This window comes from Pseudooceanicola endophyticus (genome assembly GCF_018760365.1).
Classification (GTDB): domain Bacteria; phylum Pseudomonadota; class Alphaproteobacteria; order Rhodobacterales; family Rhodobacteraceae; genus Pseudooceanicola; species Pseudooceanicola endophyticus.
Genome location: NZ_JAHIAB010000004.1, coordinates 175,323 through 191,194, shown reverse-complemented (window position 1 = coordinate 191,194; position 15,872 = coordinate 175,323). Strand labels below are relative to the sequence as shown.

The following is a 15,872-nucleotide window of genomic DNA, read 5'->3' as shown; positions in this document are numbered from 1 at the left end:
CCCTCTCAGCCGCGTTTCTTCGACTTGCGGATCAGCATGTCGCGCTTCACCTTGCCGAGATGGTCGAAATACATCCGCCCCGCCAGGTGGTCGATCTGGTGCTGCACGCTGGTGGCCCAGAGGCCGACGAAATCGCGCTCCTCCATCTCGCCCGCCTCGTTCAGGAAGCGCACGGTCACCGCTCGCGGCCGCGCGATCTTCGCCGAGACGCCGGGCAGGTTGGGGCTGGCCTCCTCGTGCTCGCGCAGCTGCACGCTGGCATGAAGCACCTCGGGATTCGCCATCTTCACCGCCTGGCCACGGCTTTCGGAGGCATCGACCACCGCCAGGCGCAGCATCACGCCGATCTGGTTCGCCGCCAGGCCGACGCCGGGCATTGCCTCCATCGTGTCGATCATGTCGCTCCAGATCGCGCGGATCTCCTCGGTGATGGCCTCGACCGGGGCGCTGGCGGTGCGCAGGCGGCGGTCGGGCCAGGGCAGGCAGGGTTTCTTCGTCATCTCATTCCCTCGTAAGCGGCCAGCAGCCCGGCCTTCGTCGCCGGCGGCAGATACTCCAGGTAGACCCGGCCTTCCAGATGGTCGGCCTCGTGCTGGGCACAGATCGCCTCGAACCCGCACAGGCGCTCTTCATGCCGCTGCCATCTGACGTCGTGCCACCGCACCACGACCTCCGAGGGTCGCGGCACCGCGGCGCTCACCCCGGGGATCGAAAGGCAGGCCTCATCGCCCAGCCCGATCACCTCGGAGCGCCAGAGGATCTGCGGATTGAGGAAGACCCGCGGCGCAGGCGCCCCGCCCTTCCAGCCGGCATCCATCACGAAGGCCCGCTTCAGCACCCCGATCTGCGGCGCCGCCAGACCGCGCCCCCGTGCCGCGTACATCGTGTCCAGAAGGTCTTCGACCAGCGCGTCCACCGCCGCACCGGGCTCAAGCGGCGCGCAATCGGCACGCAGGCTCGGGTCCGGCCACAGCAGGATGTCGCGGACCGGCACCCCGGCTCAGGCCCGCGCCCGTTCGCGCTTCAGCTTCTGGCTCTTGCGGGTCATCATCTGGCGCTTCATCGGCGACAGGTAGTCGATGAACAGCTTGCCATCGAGGTGGTCGATCTCGTGCTGCACGCAGGTCGCCCAGAGCTTGTCGAAGGTCTCTTCCCGCAGGTTCCCGTCCCGGTCCATCCAGCGCACGCTCACCTCGGCAGGCCGGGTCACCTCGGCATATTGCTCGGGGATCGACAGGCACCCCTCCTCGTAGGCCGAGGTCTCATCCGAACGCGCGATCACTTCGGGGTTGAACATCACCAGAGGCCGCGCCGGGCCATCGCCCTCCTTGACGCAATCCAGCACGATCAGCCGCTGCAGGATGCCGATCTGCGGCGCGGCAAGCCCGATGCCGGGCGCGTCGTACATGGTCTCAAGCATGTCATCCGCCAGCACCCGCAGCGTGTCAGAGACATCGGCAACAGGGTCGGCCAGCTTCTTCAGGCGCGGATCGGGATGGATCAGGATCGGGCGTTTCATGCCGATCATTTAGGACATGCCCCGCGCCGGCGCAATGATCCCGCGCGGGACCGGCTCTTTCATCTGGCCAAAAATATCCCGGGGGAGTCCGCGCCCGGCGCGGACGGGGGCAGAGCCCCCCCTGCCCTTTCGCCGCAACCCCGCCCTGACGCAGGGTCCGCCCCCTCCCGGGCTTGCCCCCGCCGAGACTTCCACTAGCGTCAGCCGAAGACCCCAGGAGCCAGACATGAATTTCGACGAGATCATCGACCGACGCGGCACCCATTCCTCGAAATGGGACATGATGGAAAAGCTCTACGGCCTGTCGCCGGAGGACGGCCTGCCCATGTGGGTGGCCGACATGGACTTCCGTCCGCCGCACAGCGTCCAGCAGGCCCTGGAGGCCTATGCCGCCGAGGGGGTCTTCGGCTATTTCGGCGATGAGCGCGACTACCTTGCCTCGGTCTGCTGGTGGTCGGAAACACGTCACGGCTGGACCATCGATCCGGAATGGATCTTCTCGACCCACGGGCTGGTCAACGGCACCGGCCTCTGCGTCGAGGCCTTCACCGCGCCGGGCGACGGCGTGGTGCTGTTCACCCCGGTCTACCACGCCTTCGCCCGCACCATCAAAGCCGCCGGCCGCCGGGTGGTGGAATGCCCGCTGATCCAGGTCGATGGCCGTTACGAGATGGATTTCGACGCCTATGACACCCTCCTCGACGGTTCCGAGAAGATGGTCATCCTGTGCTCGCCGCACAATCCCGGCGGCCGGGTCTGGAGCAAGGCCGAGCTGCAGCAGGTCGCCGATTTCGCCAGGCGCCACGACCTGATCCTGGTCTCGGACGAGATCCATTGCGACATCACCATGCCCGGTCACACCCATGTGCCGATGGCCCTCGCCGACGAGGGCATCTCCGAGCGGCTGGTGATGATGACCGCCGCCACCAAGACCTTCAACCTGGCCGGCATCCACACCGGCAACGTGATCATCCCCGACCCGGCGCTGCGCAAGCGCTTCGGGCAGCTGATGGCGGGGCTCGGGATCTCTCCCAATGCCTTCGCACAGCGCCTGGTGCCGGCGGCCTATGCCCCCGAGGGCGCGGCCTGGGTCGATGCGCTCTGCGACTACCTGGACGGCAACCGGCACCTGTTCGACAGCGGCATCAACGCGATCCCGGGGCTGCGCTCGATGCGTCTGGAGGGCACCTACCTGGCCTGGGTGGACTTCTCGGGCACCGGCATGAGCACGCAGGAGGTGCAGCGACGCATCCTCGACGAGGCCAAGATCGCGGTGAACTTCGGCTCGGCCTTCGGGGCCGGCGGCGAAACGTTCCAGCGCTTCAACATCGGCACCCAGCGGGAGCGGGTCGTCGAGGCGGTGGAGCGGATGCAGCGCGCCTTCGCGGATCTCCAGTAGACCCGGGACAGCGCGGGGTGGCGGATCGGGCGGGGGCTCTGCCCCCGTCTTCCGTGCCGGAAGACTCCCCCGAGGTATTTGGAACAAGAAAATGAGGCAGCGATGAGCGCGATTGCAGAGCTGGATCACCTGGTGGTCGCCGCAAAGCGGCTGGACGATGCCGTGGCCCATGTGGAGGCGCTGCCCGGGATGACGATGCATCCCGGCGGCGTGCATCCGATGATGGCGACGCATAATGCCGTGCTGGGCACCGGCGCGGAGTGCTACCTGGAGGCGATCGCGCCGCAGCCCGGAGAGACCGCCCCCCGCCCGCGCTGGTTCGCGCTGGACCGGGCGCCGACCGCCCCCCGGCTGGTGCATTGGGTGGCCCGAATCCGGGGCCTGCGCGAAAAGCGCGCCCTGCTGCCCCCGGAGAACGGCCCCGTGATCGAGGGCCGGCGCGGCGCGATGCGCTGGCTGATCTGCGTGCCCGAGGACGGTAGCCTGCCCTTCGACGGCTGCTTTCCGACCTTCATCGACTGGGACACCGAGGGCGAGATCCCGACCCGGCGGATGCCCGAGAGCGCAATGCGCCTCAGCCGGCTGGAAATCCGCCACCCCGAGGCCGCGCGGTTGCAGGCCCTGCTGGCGCCGCTGATCCAGGACGCCCGGCTGGACTTCGTCACCGATGCCCTGCCCTCCCTGGCCGCAACCTATGACGGGCCGGAAGGGCCCGTGGTGCTGCGCTGACAGACAAAAGGCGCGACCCCGGGAGGGGCCGCGCCGCATTCCTGCCTTCGGGAAGGCTGGTTCAGACCTCGGTGGCCTCGATGGTGCGGGGCTGGGAGGCCTGGCGGCCGATCTCGATCCGGCGGGGCTTCAGCGCCTCGGGGACCTCTCGGACCAGGTCGATATGCAGCATGCCGTCGGCATGGGTGGCCCCGGTCACGCGGACATGATCGGCGAGCGCGAAGCGGCGCTCGAAGGCGCGGGTGGCGATGCCGCGATGCAGGTAGGTGCGGGGGGTCTCGTCCTCGGCCTTGCGGGCGGAGACCACGAGGGCCTTGTCCTTCACCTCGACCGAAAGCTCATTCTCGCAGAAGCCGGCCACGGCGATGGAGATCCGGTAGGAATCCTCGGCGGTCTTCTCGATGTTGTAGGGCGGGTAGCTGGGCTGGCTTACCTCGCTCGTCAGGACGCGGTCCAGCATGTTGGCGATCTGGTCGAAACCGACGCTGGAGCGATAGAGCGGGGCAAAGTCGAAATTACGCATGTCAGTCATCCTTCTTGAAGCGATAACGCAAGATGTGCGGCCCTCCGGCGGGGACGGGCCTCGGGAAATCCGGGACCCGAATGAGTGGCGTCCCGGTATCAGATCATCTGGGCATCGCCCCGGGGCCTTTCAAGGGGCCGCAGGGACAGGTTTTTCCTGCTCTGCCGGGCCGAGGGCGGGCGGGCGCGGACCGCCCGTCGCCCAGTCCAGAAGCTGCACGGTATGGACCAGCGGCAGGCCGGTGCCCGCCCCGATCTGCATCATGCAGCCAAGGTTTCCGGCGGCGATGACCTGGGGGTCCAGCACCTCCAGCGCGGCGACCTTGCGGCGGCGCAGCTGCCCCGAGATCTCTGGTTGCAGCAGGTTGTAGGTGCCCGCCGAGCCGCAGCACAGATGGGCCTCTGCGGGCAGGACGACCGCGTAGCCGGCCCGCGCCAGCAGGGCCTTCGGCAGGTCGCGGATCCTCTGGCCATGCTGGAGCGAGCAGGCCGGATGATAGGCGACCCGGAGGCCCCGGCCCGGCGGATCGGCGACCTCGGGCAGGCCGAGGCGTTCCACCAGCTCGGTCACGTCGCAGGCAAGGGAAGCGATCTCGGCCGCCTCCGGCGCCAGCGGATCGTCGCGGAACATCTGGCCGTAATCCTTTACCGTGGTGCCGCAGCCCGACGTGTTGATCACCACCGCATCCAGCCCCTTGCCGCGCCGTTCCGCCATCCAGGCACGGATGTTGCGCCCGGCGCTGGCATGGCTGTCGGCGCTGCGCCCCATGTGATGGGTCAGCGCGCCGCAGCAACCGGCCCCGGGGGGCACGACCACCTCGGCGCCCAGCCGGGTCAGCAGGCGGATCGTGGCCGCGTTGATCTCGGGCGAGAGGACCTGCTGCGCGCAGCCGGTCATCAGCGCGACCCGCATCCGGGGCGTTCCGGGGGCGCGCGGGACCGGGCCCGACGCGGGGCGCGGCAGGCGGCGCGGCGCCATCTCCAGCATGGCGCGCAGGCGCGGCTCTGGGATCGTGCGGGCGAAGGGGCGGGCCAGCCGGGCGGCCCGCAGCGCCAGCCGGAAGCGCCCGGGATGGGGCAGCACCGCCGCCAGCAGGGCGCGCAGCACACGCTCTGCGAAGGGGCGCCGGTAGGTCTGCTCGATATAGGCGCGGGCATGGTCCACCAGATGCATGTAATCCACCCCCGAGGGGCAGGTGGTCATGCAGGAAAGGCAGGACAGGCAGCGATCGACATGGCGCACGGTCCGGGCATCGGGTGTGCGGGCATTCTCCAGCATGTCCTTGATCAGGTAGATCCGCCCCCGCGGACTGTCCAGCTCGTCTCCCAGCACCTGGTAGGTCGGACAGGTCGCGGTGCAGAAGCCGCAATGGACGCAGGCGCGCAGGATGCGGTTGGAGCGCGCGGTGGCCGGATCGGCCAGCTGCTCGGGGGTAAAACGGGTCTGCATGGCGGTCTCCGCTCAGGCGGGCATCAGCCCGGGGTTCAGGATGGCGCGCGGGTCGAACTGCGCCCGCAGCGCGGCAGAGAGCCGCCCGGCGGCCCCCGAGGGCGGCGGCAGGCGCGGCACGGTGCAGCCCTCGGGGGCGCGCACCAGCTCGGCATGACCGCCCAGCCGCGCGGTGGCCGCTCGCACCAGATCGGCCCGGGAATCGCCCGGCACGGCAAGCCAGACCAGCCCGCCGCTCCAGTCCAGCAGCGCGCGCCCTTCCAGCCCCGCCGCCCGCAGCGCCGCCAGCACCACCGGCCCGTCGGTGGGCTTCAGGCAGAGCCGCCAGACCGGATCCTGCCCGCCCGCCAGATCGTCAACGTCGCGGATGCCGCGCCAGAGCGCGGCGCTCTGCGCGCCCTCGACCAGCCGGGGATCCCCCGGCAGCGCCTCGGCCAGCCGGCCCGCCCGGTAGGCGACGCTGCCCGCCAGCCCCTCGATCCGCAGCAGCCGTTCCGGGCCATCCGGCCCCTCGCGCCAGGCGGCACCGCTGACCTCCCAGGGCAGGCCCATGGCGCGACACAGATCCGCGACGGCCGCCTCTGCCCCCTGCCCCCGGACGATCAGCGTGGCCTCGGCCCGGGGCGCGGCCAGCACCTTCAGGCTGACCTCGGTGATCACGCCCAGCGTGCCGCGCGATCCGGTCACCAGCTTCGCCAGATCATAGCCGGTGACGTTCTTCATCACCCGCCCGCCGGCAGACAGGATACGGCCCGCGCCATCGACCAGGCGCAGCCCCAGCACGAAATCCCGGCAGGCCCCGGCCTGTACCCGCCGCGGCCCCGACAGGTTGGCCGCCACGATGCCGCCGATGGTCGCCGCCCCTGCGGCCCCGGACAGCACCCGGGCATCGCGCGGCTCGAAAGGCAGGCGCTGGCCCTGCGCCGCCAGCAAGGCCTCCACCTCGGCCAGCGGCGTGCCCGCCCCGACCACCAGCGTCAGCGCCCCCGGCTCATACAGCCGCACCCCCGCCAGCCCGGAGGTCTCCAGCACCGCGCCCGCACCGCAGGGCCCCTGGGTGCCGCCGCCGCGCAGCCACAACGGACCGCCCGCCCCCGCCACCATCTCTGCCAGCTCCGCCTCGCTCTCGGGTCGCATCTTCATCTTTCCCCAAATATGGCGGGGGAATCGCGCCCCGGCGCGATGGGGGCAGAGCCCCCTGCCCCGGCCCGCCGCCCCGCGCTCAGCCCCAGCGGAAAGACCTTGGCCGGGTTCAGCAGCCATCCCGGGTCGAAGACATCCTTCACCTGCATCTGCGCCTCCAGATCCACGCCCGCGAACTGCCGGTCCATCAGGTCGCGCTTCTCGACGCCGACGCCGTGCTCTCCGGTCAGACAGCCCCCCGCCGCCACGCACAGCAGCAGGATCTCCGCCCCCAGCGCCTCGGCCCGGGCCAGCTCTCCGGGGGCATTGGCATCGAAAAGGATCAGCGGATGCATGTTGCCATCCCCGGCATGGAAGACATTCGCCACCTCCAGACCCGCCTCTGCGGCCAGCCGCGCGATCCCGCCCAGCACCTCCGGCAGGGCCGAGACCGGGATCGTCCCGTCGAGGCAGATGTAGTCGTTGATCTGCCCCATCGCCCCGAAGGCGGACTTGCGGCCCAGCCAGATCCGCGCGCTTTCCGCCTCCGAGCGGCTCTCGCGCAGCTCCACCGGGTCGTGGCGGCGGGCAATGGCGGTGATGATCTCAAGCTGCTCGTCGATCTCGGCGGGGCTGCCCTCCACCTCGATGATCAGCAGCGCCTCGCAGTCGGGATAGCCCGCCCCGGAAAACGCATCGGTGGCGCGGATGCAGGGACCGTCCATGAACTCGATCGCCACCGGCAGCACGCCGGCCTCGATGATGTCGCGCACGCAGGCCCCCGCGACCTCTGAACCGGCATAGCCGATCAGCACCGGGCGGGCGCCCTCGGGCCGCGGCAGGATGCGCAGCCAGGCCTCCGTCACCACGCCCAGCTGCCCCTCCGATCCGCAGATCACCCCCAGCAGGTCCAGCCCCGGCGCCTCAGGCACCGGGCCGCCGATCTGCACCACCTCGCCATCCATCAGCACCAGGGTCACCCCCAGCAGGTTGTTCGTCGTCACCCCGTATTTCAGGCAATGCGCGCCGCCCGAATTCATCGCCACATTGCCGGCAATGGCGCAGGCCAGCTGGCTGGAGGGATCGGGGGCATAGAAGAACCCCGCGTCCGCCACCGCCGCCGAAACCGCCAGGTTGGTGATCCCGGTCTCGACCCGGATGCAGCGGTTGGCCAGATCGACCTCAAGCACCCGGGTCATCCGCGCCACCCCCAGCACGACGCAATCCGCCGTCGGCAGCGCCCCCCCCGCAAGGGATGTCCCGGCGCCGCGCGGCACCACCGGCACGCCCAGCTCGTGACAGATTTTCAGGCAGGCCGAGACCTCTTCGCTCGATCCCGGTAGCACCACGCAGAGCGGCGCGCAGCGATAGGCCGTGAAGGCGTCGCATTCATAGGCCAGCGTCTCGGAGGGCGCGTCGATCACCGCAGCCTCGGGCAGCACGGCCCGCAGGCGTGCCACCAGCTGCGGACGGCACGCCAGCACCGCCGGGTCCGGAACCGGCATCTCCATAAGTTCCCCCTCCCTTCCGAGGTGACGGCCACCCCCGCGCCTCCTCTTGCGCGGGTGCGGCCCCTCGATTGGTCAATTTTTAGAACCAAACTTTCCCGTAGGCAAGCGCCGGGCTCCGCGTCATAGAGTAGGATCCATGACGGCACTCGATTTCATTTCGCATTTCTCGCGCCTCGACATGGGCATGGTCCTGCTGATGCTGGCGCTCTGGGGATTCACCGGCTGGCGGATCGAGCATCCCAGCCCGAAGCGGCCCTCCGTCTCCCACCTGATGGCGGAGTACCGGCGCGAATGGCTGCGCATGATGGCCGAGCGCAACCCGAGGATCTTCGATTCCCAGATCCTCAGCACGCTGCGCGCCAACTCCTCCTTCTTCGCCTCCTCGACGATGATCGCCATCGGCGGGGTGCTGGCGCTGCTGGGCAATTCCGGCCAGCTGCGCAGCGTCGCCAGCGATCTGGGCGTCTCGCGCTCTCCGGAGGTCGCCTGGGAGGTGAAGCTGATGCTGATCGCCTTCTTCCTGGTCAACGCCTTCCTGAAGTTCGTCTGGGCGAACCGGCTGTTCGGCTACTGCGGCGTGCTGATGGGGGCGATCCCGAACACCATCGCCGATCCGCGCACCCTGCCCCGGGCGCTGAAGGCGGCGCAGATCAACATCTTCGCCGCGCGCAGCTTCAACCGCGGCCTGCGGGCGATCTACTTCGCCCTGGCCGCGACCGGCTGGTTCCTGGGCCCCTGGGGCCTGCTGACCACGACGCTGATCACCTGCCTGATGCTGTGGCGGCGCGAGTTCGCCTCGCAGTCGCGGGAACTGCTGCTGCAACGCGAGGGCGACGAGGTCTGAGCCCTCAGCGCCGCCCCTCGCGCAGCCAGCCCATCAGGATGCAACCCGCCACCAGCAGCAGCACCAGCCAGGCCGGCAGCAGCGCGCGCTGCGTGACATTGCGCGTCTCGTAGGCATCGCGCGGGGTCAGGCCGATCCAGCCGCGCCCGGCGGCAGGACGGCCCGGGCGGGCCTCCCGGATCTGGGGCACGCCGTCCGACAGCCGCATGATGCCGCCCCGGGTGGCGTCCACCTCGGGCTCAAGCGCGGTGCCATCGGCAATCGTTTCCTCGAATTCCTTCGGCGCGGCGGGGCCGAGGCCGATCACCGTGGCCTGATCGCCCGAGGTCAGCCGGTAAAGCCCGATCTCCGGCCCGGTGTAGCTGGCCTGGAAGCGCCCGGGCGCGACCTGCTGAAGCTCCACCCGGGCGGTAGAACCATCGGGATTGGTCACCGTCACCGGATCGGCAGTCTCTGCCAGGGTCTGCCGGGTGATCGTCATGGTCTGGCCCACCGCCTCGGCGGTCAGGGCCTCTTCCTCCAGCTCCGGCTCCTTCATCATCCAGTGGGCAAGGCGGCGCAGCAGCTCAAGCTGCGGGCCGCCCCCCTCGAATCCGCGATGCCAGAGCCAGGCGTGATCCGAAGCCAGCAGCGCCACGCGCCCCTTGCCCTCTCGGTCCAGCACCAGCAGCGGGCTGTCATCGACGCCCGACATCACCACCTCTCCGCGTTCCGGCGTCACCTCGACCTGGCGCATCCAGCGGCCCCATGGCCCGTCCCAGGCCTTTTCCAGCCCGGCAGTCACCGGGTGGCGTTCGCCCAGATCGGTGACCTTCGGACGGAAGCCCTGCTCGAAGACCCGCGCCGTGGGCCGGGCGGGCAGGATCTGGCTGAGCGGCGAACGGTAAAGCGAATCGGCCGAGGCGAAATCGGGCCCCGCCGCCACCAGCAGCGCGCCGCCGTTCTCGACATACTGGCGCACATTGTCGAGGTAGAGCGCGGGCAGGATGCCACGCCGCTTGTAGCGATCGAAGATGATCAGGTCGAAATCGTCGATCTTGTCCATGAACAGTTCCCGCGTGGGGAAGGCGATCAGCGACAGTTCCGACACCGGCACGCCGTCCTGCTTGGCCGGGGGCCGCAGGATGGTGAAATGCACCAGATCGACGGAACTGTCGGATTTCAGCAGGTTGCGCCAGGTGCGCCCGCCCGGATGCGGCTCTCCAGAGACCAGAAGCACCCGCAGGCGGTCGCGCACGCCGTTCATCTGCACGATGGCCGAGTTGTTCCTTTCCGTCAGCTCTCCGGCAACGCCCGGGGTGGAGAACTGGATCACGTTGCGCCCGCCGTGGGTCAGCGTCACCGGCACCTCGAAATCGCGCCCCGTGGCGGCCTGCACCGTCACCGGATCGCCCCCGTCGACCGAGATCGACACCGGCGCCATGCCCGCCGTCGCCGCCGGCACCGCGCCGCTGTCCTCGATCCTGAGGGTCAGCGTCACCTTCTCGTCGATGATGCCGAAAGCGGGGGCGTTCTTGATCACCAGCCGGCGGTCCCAGTCCTGCGGCGTGCCGCTCAGCAGCAGGTGCAGCGGCGCAGGCATGTCGGGCGCCATGTCGAGGTCATGCAGCCGCCCGTCCGACAGCAGGATCGCCCCGGCGATGCGGGCCCGGGGCTCCTCGGCCAGGGCCTCGTTCAGGGCGCTCATCAGCAGGGTGCCGCTGTCGCCCGGCCCGTCGCCCACGGTGATGCGGCGGACCTCGGTGTTGGGGCGGGCAGCGATGCGCTCGGCCAGGGTATTGGCGGCGGCCTCGGTCTGGGCGGCGCGCTCCCCCAGCCGCTGCGAGGCCGAGCGGTCCTCGATCAGCAGCACGATGTCGGTCAGCGGCGTGCGGTCCTCGTGGCGCAGCGCGGGGCCCGAGAGCGCCGCGAGGATCACCAGACCCGCCAGCCCGCGCCAGGCCCAGCCCGCCAGCCCCCGCCAGAGCGCCAGCACCACGCCCAGCACCACCAGCACGGCCAGCACCGCCAGCACCACCCATGGCACCAGCGGATCGAAAAGGATGTTGCCTGCCATCAGATCCATCGCACCCTCACTGTCCCAGCCGGTCAAGCAGCGCCGGCACGTGGACCTGGTCGGATTTGTAGTTGCCGGTCAGCACATGCATGATCAGGTTGACCCCGAAACGATAGGCGATCTCGCGCTGGCGCTCTCCGGCATAGCCCGAGCCCAGCGGCACCATCGGATTGCCGTTGCCATCCACCGCCCAGGCCGAGGCCCAGTCGTTGCCGCCGATCACCACCGGCGTCACCCCGTCGTTGAGGTTGCGGAACGGCATCCCCTCGACCGCCTGGGCATCCGGCGGCGCGGCCTCGACCCAGATGTCGCCGTTGTAGCGCCCGGGGAAGTCCTGGAGCAGGTAGAAGGTGCGGGTCAGCACATGGTCCTGCGGGATCGGCTCCAGCGGCGGAATATCGAGCGGCCGGGCGATCTCCTGCAGGCGCCGCCCGGTGGGGCTGGAGGCGCCGTAGCCCGCGATATCGGCATCGCGGGTGTCGAACAGGATCAGCCCGCCGGTGCGCAGATAGCGGTTCAGCTTTTCATAGGCCACGTCCGAGGGGATCGGCTGGGTCGCCGAGATCGGCCAGTAGAGGAACGGGAACAGCGACAGGTCGTCCTTTTCCAGATCCACCGCCATCGGCGTGCCCGGCTCGACCGAGGTGCGGAAGAACAGCACGTCCGAAAGGCCCTGAAGCCCGGCCTGCGCCAGGTCGTCCAGCCGCTTGTCGCCTGTGATCACATGGGCCAGCACGGTGTCATGCGTGGCCTCGATGGCAAAGCTGTCGTCACCGGAGACTTCCTGCGCGCGGGCCTGCGGCGCCAGCGCCGTGGCCAGCACCAGCACCAGCCCCATCGCCGCCGCGCGGGCGCCACGCAGCCGCCCCGAAAGCAGCAGGGAGGCCAGGATATCCCCCAGCAGCATCAGCAGCGCGAGGCTCAGCAGCAGGCCGCTCAGGTCGCGTTCCTGCGGGGCGTTCAGCCCTTCGACGGTGACCGTGGCGGGCCAGGCGACGGGTGTGATCACACTGTCGGCGTCCATCACGTTGCGCGCCAGCGAACGATCCTCGGAATGATAGAGCCCCGGGCGCAGTTCGGGTCCCAGCGGGGCCGAGACAAGGCTTGCCCCCTCCACCCCCGGCAGTGTCCCGGCGTTGGAGATCGTGCCATTGGCATCCAGCACCCGCATCGGCTGCCAGGTGGTGCCCTCCAGCTCTTCGGGCTTGGGCCGTTCGGTGGCCGAGCTGACCGAGAGCCGCTCCAGCATCTGCACGAACAGCCCCGAAAGCGGCAGGTTCGACCAGTCGGCATTGGCGGTGACATGGAACAGCACCACCTGCCCCTGCCCGACATGCTTGCGCGTCACCAGCGGCGTGCCGTCGCTCAGCCGGGCAATGACGCGGCTGGCAAGGTCGGGGTCGGGCTGGGCCATGACCTGAGAGCTGACGGTGACATCGGGCGGCACGCTCAGCCCGTGGAAGGGGCTGTCCTCCGGGAAGGGCGCCAGGGTCTTGGGTTCGCCCCAGCTCATCGCGCCGCCGACATTGCGACCGCCCTCGCGCAGGCGCACCGGGATCAGCGGATCCTCCGTCTCGCGCGAGACCTGGCTGGCGGCCAGGCGCGGCCCGGCAAAGCGCAGCAGCATCCCGCCCTTGTCGATCCAGGCCAGCAGGGCCTTTTCCTCGCCCTCAGAAAGCGTCGCGACATCCGCCAGGATCACCACATCTGGGTTCGCCGGCAGCACGTCGGTCAGCGCGCCATGCAGCAGGTCGGCATTGGTTTCCAACGCCTTTTCAAGGTAATGGGTGGGCGAAAGCAGCTCCTGCCCCTCGCGGTCCTCGCGGCCCGCGATCAGCGCCACCTCGCGCCGGCGCAGCCCGTCATCGGTCAGCGCCACCGCCCCGGCGGAACGCTCGCCTGCGATCGTGAAATGCGTCAGCCGGCCGCGGATCTCGGACGGCAGGGTCATGTCGAGCCGGGCCATGTCCTCTCCGGGCTGGAAGGTCAGCGGGGCCTGTTCCAGCACCCGCAGCGTGCCCGCCGGATCGCGGCCATGGGCCTGTATGTTGATGGTCAGGGGGTGATCCCCCCCATGGCTTGCGCGCAGAGCCGTGATCCGGACCGCGCCGTCCTCAAAGCCCACGGGCCGCAGCGCCAGCACGTCGCGCCCCGCCTGAAGCACCCGCACCGGGCCCTTCGCCTGCAGCGCCGCCAGGACCTCGGCCCGCCCGGGCCGGTCGATCCCGTCCGACACCCAGAGCGTTTCGGTGCCCCCGGGCAGGTCCTTCAGATCGCCGAGGAACCGCGCCATGGCGGGGCTGTCCGCCGGGCCCGGCGCCCAGGGTTGCGGCGCCAGCCCCGGCAGGCGGGTGCGCCAGGTGGCCGGCGTCTGGAAGATCGGCGGCTGCGGGTCGCTCAGCCGCACCACCGCCGCGCTGCGCCCGGCGCGGTCGGCCTCGGCCAGGATGCGGTCGACGGCCTCGGATTTCTGCGGCCAGTCCCGGGCCGAGGCCCAGCTGCCATCCAGCAGGATCAGCAGCGGGCCGCTCTGGCTCACCGGGCGGTCCTTGGGGTTCAGCACCGGCCCCGCCAGGCCCAGGATCGCCGCCCCCACCGCCAGCATCCGCAGCGCCAGCAGCCACCAGGGCGTGCGGTCCGACACCGCCTCGTCATCCCTGAGGCCCAGCAGCAGAGCCACCCCGGGAAAGCGCCGGCGCACCGGGGCCGGCGGCACGGCGCGCAGGATCAGCCAGAGCGCCGGCAGCGCCGCCAGCGCCAGCAACAGCCACGGAGCCGAAAATCCAAGCGCGCCCAGCATCATCAGACCGTCCCCCTGTCCATCGCCTGCCAGACCCACAGCAGCGCCGACTGCGCCGAGGCATCCGTGTGGTGCAGCCCGTATTGCCAGCCCGTCGCCCGGGCCAGCTGCTGCAGCGCATCCTTGCGCTCGGCCAGTCGCATCAGGTAGCGCTCGCGCAGGTCCGAGGCCTTCAGCGTCTCATGGGCCAGCGTGCCGCCGATACTCTCGAAGATGGTGCGACCGTGGTAGGGAAAGGCCTCTTCCGCCGGGTCCAGCACCTGAAGCAGCACGCCGCGGATGCCGCGATCGGCGGCCTTGGTCATCGCCACCCGCAGCTCTTCCATCGGGCCCAGGAAATCCGACAGGAACAGCGCCCGGGCATTCGGGATCATCGCGCGGTGCTCGGGCACCCCGTAATCCTCGGGCGCGGGATCCGAAAAGAATTCCGCCAGCCGCAGCACCTGGTTGCGGCCCCGGCGCGGCGGCAGAAGCGTGCCGGTCAGCCCCACCCTTTCACCGCCCCTGATCAGCAGGATGGCCGTGGCCAGAGCGATGTTGCGGGCCCGGTCGCCCTTGTGGGAGAGGGCCTTGGAAGAGGAAAACTGCATCGCCGCGGACTGGTCCACCCAGAGCATGACGCTTTGGGCGATCTGCCATTCACGTTCGCGCACGAACTTGTCGTCGCTGCGCGCCGAGCGGCGCCAGTCGATCCAGCGGCGCGGATCGCCCGGCTGCACCGGGCGGTACTGCCAGAAGTCATCGCCATAGCCGGAGCGGCGGCGCCCGTGTTCGCCCAGCAGGACGGATCCGGCCAGCTGTTCGGCCCGGGCCAGAAGGGCCGGCAGCTTGGCCGCCTCCTCCTCGGCGCGCTGCCGCAGCGCGGCCGGGGTCCTCAAGCCGCCGCCTCGATGCCCGAGGCGCCGGAGGCGATCTCGGCGATCAGGGCGTTCAGGCTGTCGCCGCGCGCGCGGGCGGCAAAGTTCAGCCCCATGCGGTGCGACAGCACCGGCTGGGCCATCGCCACCACGTCCTCGGGCGAGGGCGCGAGGCGTCCGTGCAGCATGGCGCGCGCCCGCACCGTCAGCATCAGCGCCTGGGCGGCGCGCGGCCCGGGGCCCCAGCTGACGGTTTCGCGCACACGCTCGGGGGCGGTCGGGTCCTCGGGGCGGCAGGCGCGGACCAGATCGAGGATCGTCTCGACAATCGATTCGCCCACCGGCATCCGGCGCAGTAGCTTCTGGGCCGCGATCAGCTCTTCTGCGGTAAAGACCGCATGGGCGTCCTCCTCGGCCACGCCGGTGGTCGCCAGCAGGATCGCGCGTTCGGTGTCGCGGTCGGGATACTGCACGTCAATCTTCACGAGGAAACGGTCCAGCTGCGCCTCGGGCAGCGGATAGGTGCCCTCCTGCTCCAGCGGGTTCTGAGTTGCCAGAACGTGGAACGGCTGGCCGAGGGGGCGGTTCTCGCCCGCCACCGTCACGACCTTTTCCTGCATCGCCTGCAGCAGCGCCGACTGGGTGCGGGGGCTGGCGCGGTTGATCTCGTCCGCCATCAGAAGCTGGCAGAAGATCGGCCCGGGCAGGAAGCGGAAGCTGCGGGTGCCATCGGCGGCGGTCTCCAGCACTTCGGAGCCCAGGATGTCCGCCGGCATCAGGTCGGGGGTGAACTGCACGCGGTTGCCATTCAGCCCCATGACGGTCGAAAGCGTCTCGACCAGGCGGGTCTTGCCAAGGCCCGGCAGGCCGATCAGCAGGGCGTGTCCGCCGCACAAGAGCGCCGAGAGCGTCAGGTCCACGACCTGCTCCTGTCCGACGAATCGCCGGGTGATCGAGGCCTTGGCGGCCGCCAGCTTTTCCTCGACCGCCTCGATTTCACCAACAAGGTCATCCACTTCGGCCATGGCATTCCTCCCGCCAGAACTATAGGCTTTGTATCAAA

At 70.1% G+C, this 15,872-nt stretch carries 14 protein-coding genes; 3 read left to right on the top strand and 11 right to left on the bottom strand.

The annotated features are described in order from the left end of the window. Window positions 1-5: 5 nt before the first annotated feature. Genes def (KM176_RS09230) through def (KM176_RS09220) form a run of 3 tightly spaced genes read right to left on the bottom strand, consistent with a single transcriptional unit; the run spans window position 6 to window position 1,519 of the window. Window positions 6-500: a peptide deformylase gene (gene def, locus KM176_RS09230; protein WP_160891081.1), complete on the bottom strand. Its 495-nt coding sequence runs from the start codon at window positions 498-500 to the stop codon at window positions 6-8. Continuing rightward, on the bottom strand, window positions 497-994 hold the full coding sequence (def, locus tag KM176_RS09225) for a peptide deformylase (RefSeq protein ID WP_160891082.1): 498 nt from the start codon (window positions 992-994) through the stop codon (window positions 497-499). Before def (KM176_RS09225) ends, def (KM176_RS09230) begins: the two co-directional genes overlap by 4 nt. Window positions 995-1,000: 6 nt before the next feature. Next, window positions 1,001-1,519: a peptide deformylase gene (gene def, locus KM176_RS09220; protein WP_160891083.1), complete on the bottom strand. Its 519-nt coding sequence runs from the start codon at window positions 1,517-1,519 to the stop codon at window positions 1,001-1,003. Between the two features lie 226 nt (window positions 1,520-1,745). Here def (KM176_RS09220) and KM176_RS09215 point away from each other — a divergent pair, with 226 nt between their 5' ends. Both KM176_RS09215 and KM176_RS09210 read left to right on the top strand, forming a co-directional pair. Next, window positions 1,746-2,918, top strand: a complete 1,173-nt coding sequence (locus KM176_RS09215) for a MalY/PatB family protein (RefSeq protein ID WP_160891084.1) — start codon at window positions 1,746-1,748, stop codon at window positions 2,916-2,918. A 102-nt stretch (window positions 2,919-3,020) separates the two neighbouring features. Continuing rightward, window positions 3,021-3,647 (top strand): VOC family protein, encoded by a 627-nt coding sequence (locus tag KM176_RS09210; RefSeq protein WP_202397669.1) that lies wholly within the window; start codon window positions 3,021-3,023, stop codon window positions 3,645-3,647. Between the two features lie 61 nt (window positions 3,648-3,708). Here KM176_RS09210 and KM176_RS09205 read toward each other — a convergent pair whose 3' ends face one another. The 4 genes from KM176_RS09205 to KM176_RS09190 all read right to left on the bottom strand — a co-directional run bounded on the left by KM176_RS09205 (window position 3,709) and on the right by KM176_RS09190 (window position 8,252). After that, on the bottom strand, window positions 3,709-4,170 hold the full coding sequence (locus KM176_RS09205) for an Hsp20 family protein (RefSeq protein ID WP_160891085.1): 462 nt from the start codon (window positions 4,168-4,170) through the stop codon (window positions 3,709-3,711). Window positions 4,171-4,299: 129 nt separating this feature from the next. Beyond that, window positions 4,300-5,619 (bottom strand): glycolate oxidase subunit GlcF, encoded by a 1,320-nt coding sequence (gene glcF / locus KM176_RS09200; protein WP_160891086.1) that lies wholly within the window; start codon window positions 5,617-5,619, stop codon window positions 4,300-4,302. Between the two features lie 12 nt (window positions 5,620-5,631). Then, on the bottom strand, window positions 5,632-6,756 hold the full coding sequence (locus KM176_RS09195; RefSeq protein WP_160891087.1) for an FAD-binding protein: 1,125 nt from the start codon (window positions 6,754-6,756) through the stop codon (window positions 5,632-5,634). A gap of 2 nt (window positions 6,757-6,758) precedes the next feature. Then, window positions 6,759-8,252 carry an FAD-linked oxidase C-terminal domain-containing protein gene (locus tag KM176_RS09190; protein WP_160891088.1) on the bottom strand — a complete coding sequence of 498 codons (1,494 nt, stop codon included), beginning with the start codon at window positions 8,250-8,252 and terminating at the stop codon, window positions 6,759-6,761. Window positions 8,253-8,388: 136 nt separating this feature from the next. On the opposite strand from KM176_RS09190, the gene KM176_RS09185 reads away from it, so the two are divergent. After that, window positions 8,389-9,096 (top strand): DUF599 domain-containing protein, encoded by a 708-nt coding sequence (locus tag KM176_RS09185; protein WP_160891089.1) that lies wholly within the window; start codon window positions 8,389-8,391, stop codon window positions 9,094-9,096. A 4-nt stretch (window positions 9,097-9,100) separates the two neighbouring features. Here the strand turns inward: KM176_RS09185 and KM176_RS09180 are convergent, their stop codons facing one another. Genes KM176_RS09180 through KM176_RS09165 form a run of 4 tightly spaced genes read right to left on the bottom strand, consistent with a single transcriptional unit; the run spans window position 9,101 to window position 15,834 of the window. Further along, window positions 9,101-11,152: a glutamine amidotransferase gene (locus tag KM176_RS09180; RefSeq protein ID WP_160891290.1), complete on the bottom strand. Its 2,052-nt coding sequence runs from the start codon at window positions 11,150-11,152 to the stop codon at window positions 9,101-9,103. Window positions 11,153-11,168: 16 nt separating this feature from the next. Further along, window positions 11,169-13,955: a DUF4159 domain-containing protein gene (locus KM176_RS09175; protein ID WP_202397670.1), complete on the bottom strand. Its 2,787-nt coding sequence runs from the start codon at window positions 13,953-13,955 to the stop codon at window positions 11,169-11,171. Then, window positions 13,955-14,830 carry a DUF58 domain-containing protein gene (locus tag KM176_RS09170; protein WP_160891090.1) on the bottom strand — a complete coding sequence of 292 codons (876 nt, stop codon included), beginning with the start codon at window positions 14,828-14,830 and terminating at the stop codon, window positions 13,955-13,957. The genes KM176_RS09175 and KM176_RS09170 overlap by 1 nt, the downstream gene beginning before the upstream one ends. Next, window positions 14,827-15,834 carry an AAA family ATPase gene (locus KM176_RS09165; RefSeq protein ID WP_160891091.1) on the bottom strand — a complete coding sequence of 336 codons (1,008 nt, stop codon included), beginning with the start codon at window positions 15,832-15,834 and terminating at the stop codon, window positions 14,827-14,829. The genes KM176_RS09170 and KM176_RS09165 overlap by 4 nt, the downstream gene beginning before the upstream one ends. Window positions 15,835-15,872 lie beyond the last annotated feature (38 nt).

Coding starts and splice junctions, on each gene's coding strand:
- def (WP_160891081.1), bottom strand. CDS start 500: ATGACGAAGAAACCCTGCCTGCCCTGGCCCGACCGCCGCCTGCGCACC.
- def (WP_160891083.1), bottom strand. CDS start 1,519: ATGAAACGCCCGATCCTGATCCATCCCGATCCGCGCCTGAAGAAGCTG.
- KM176_RS09215 (WP_160891084.1), top strand. CDS start 1,746: ATGAATTTCGACGAGATCATCGACCGACGCGGCACCCATTCCTCGAAA.
- KM176_RS09210 (WP_202397669.1), top strand. CDS start 3,021: ATGAGCGCGATTGCAGAGCTGGATCACCTGGTGGTCGCCGCAAAGCGG.
- KM176_RS09205 (WP_160891085.1), bottom strand. CDS start 4,170: ATGCGTAATTTCGACTTTGCCCCGCTCTATCGCTCCAGCGTCGGTTTC.
- glcF (WP_160891086.1), bottom strand. CDS start 5,619: ATGCAGACCCGTTTTACCCCCGAGCAGCTGGCCGATCCGGCCACCGCG.
- KM176_RS09195 (WP_160891087.1), bottom strand. CDS start 6,756: ATGCGACCCGAGAGCGAGGCGGAGCTGGCAGAGATGGTGGCGGGGGCG.
- KM176_RS09190 (WP_160891088.1), bottom strand. CDS start 8,252: ATGGAGATGCCGGTTCCGGACCCGGCGGTGCTGGCGTGCCGTCCGCAG.
- KM176_RS09185 (WP_160891089.1), top strand. CDS start 8,389: ATGACGGCACTCGATTTCATTTCGCATTTCTCGCGCCTCGACATGGGC.
- KM176_RS09180 (WP_160891290.1), bottom strand. CDS start 11,152: ATGGCAGGCAACATCCTTTTCGATCCGCTGGTGCCATGGGTGGTGCTG.
- KM176_RS09175 (WP_202397670.1), bottom strand. CDS start 13,955: ATGATGCTGGGCGCGCTTGGATTTTCGGCTCCGTGGCTGTTGCTGGCG.
- KM176_RS09165 (WP_160891091.1), bottom strand. CDS start 15,834: ATGGCCGAAGTGGATGACCTTGTTGGTGAAATCGAGGCGGTCGAGGAA.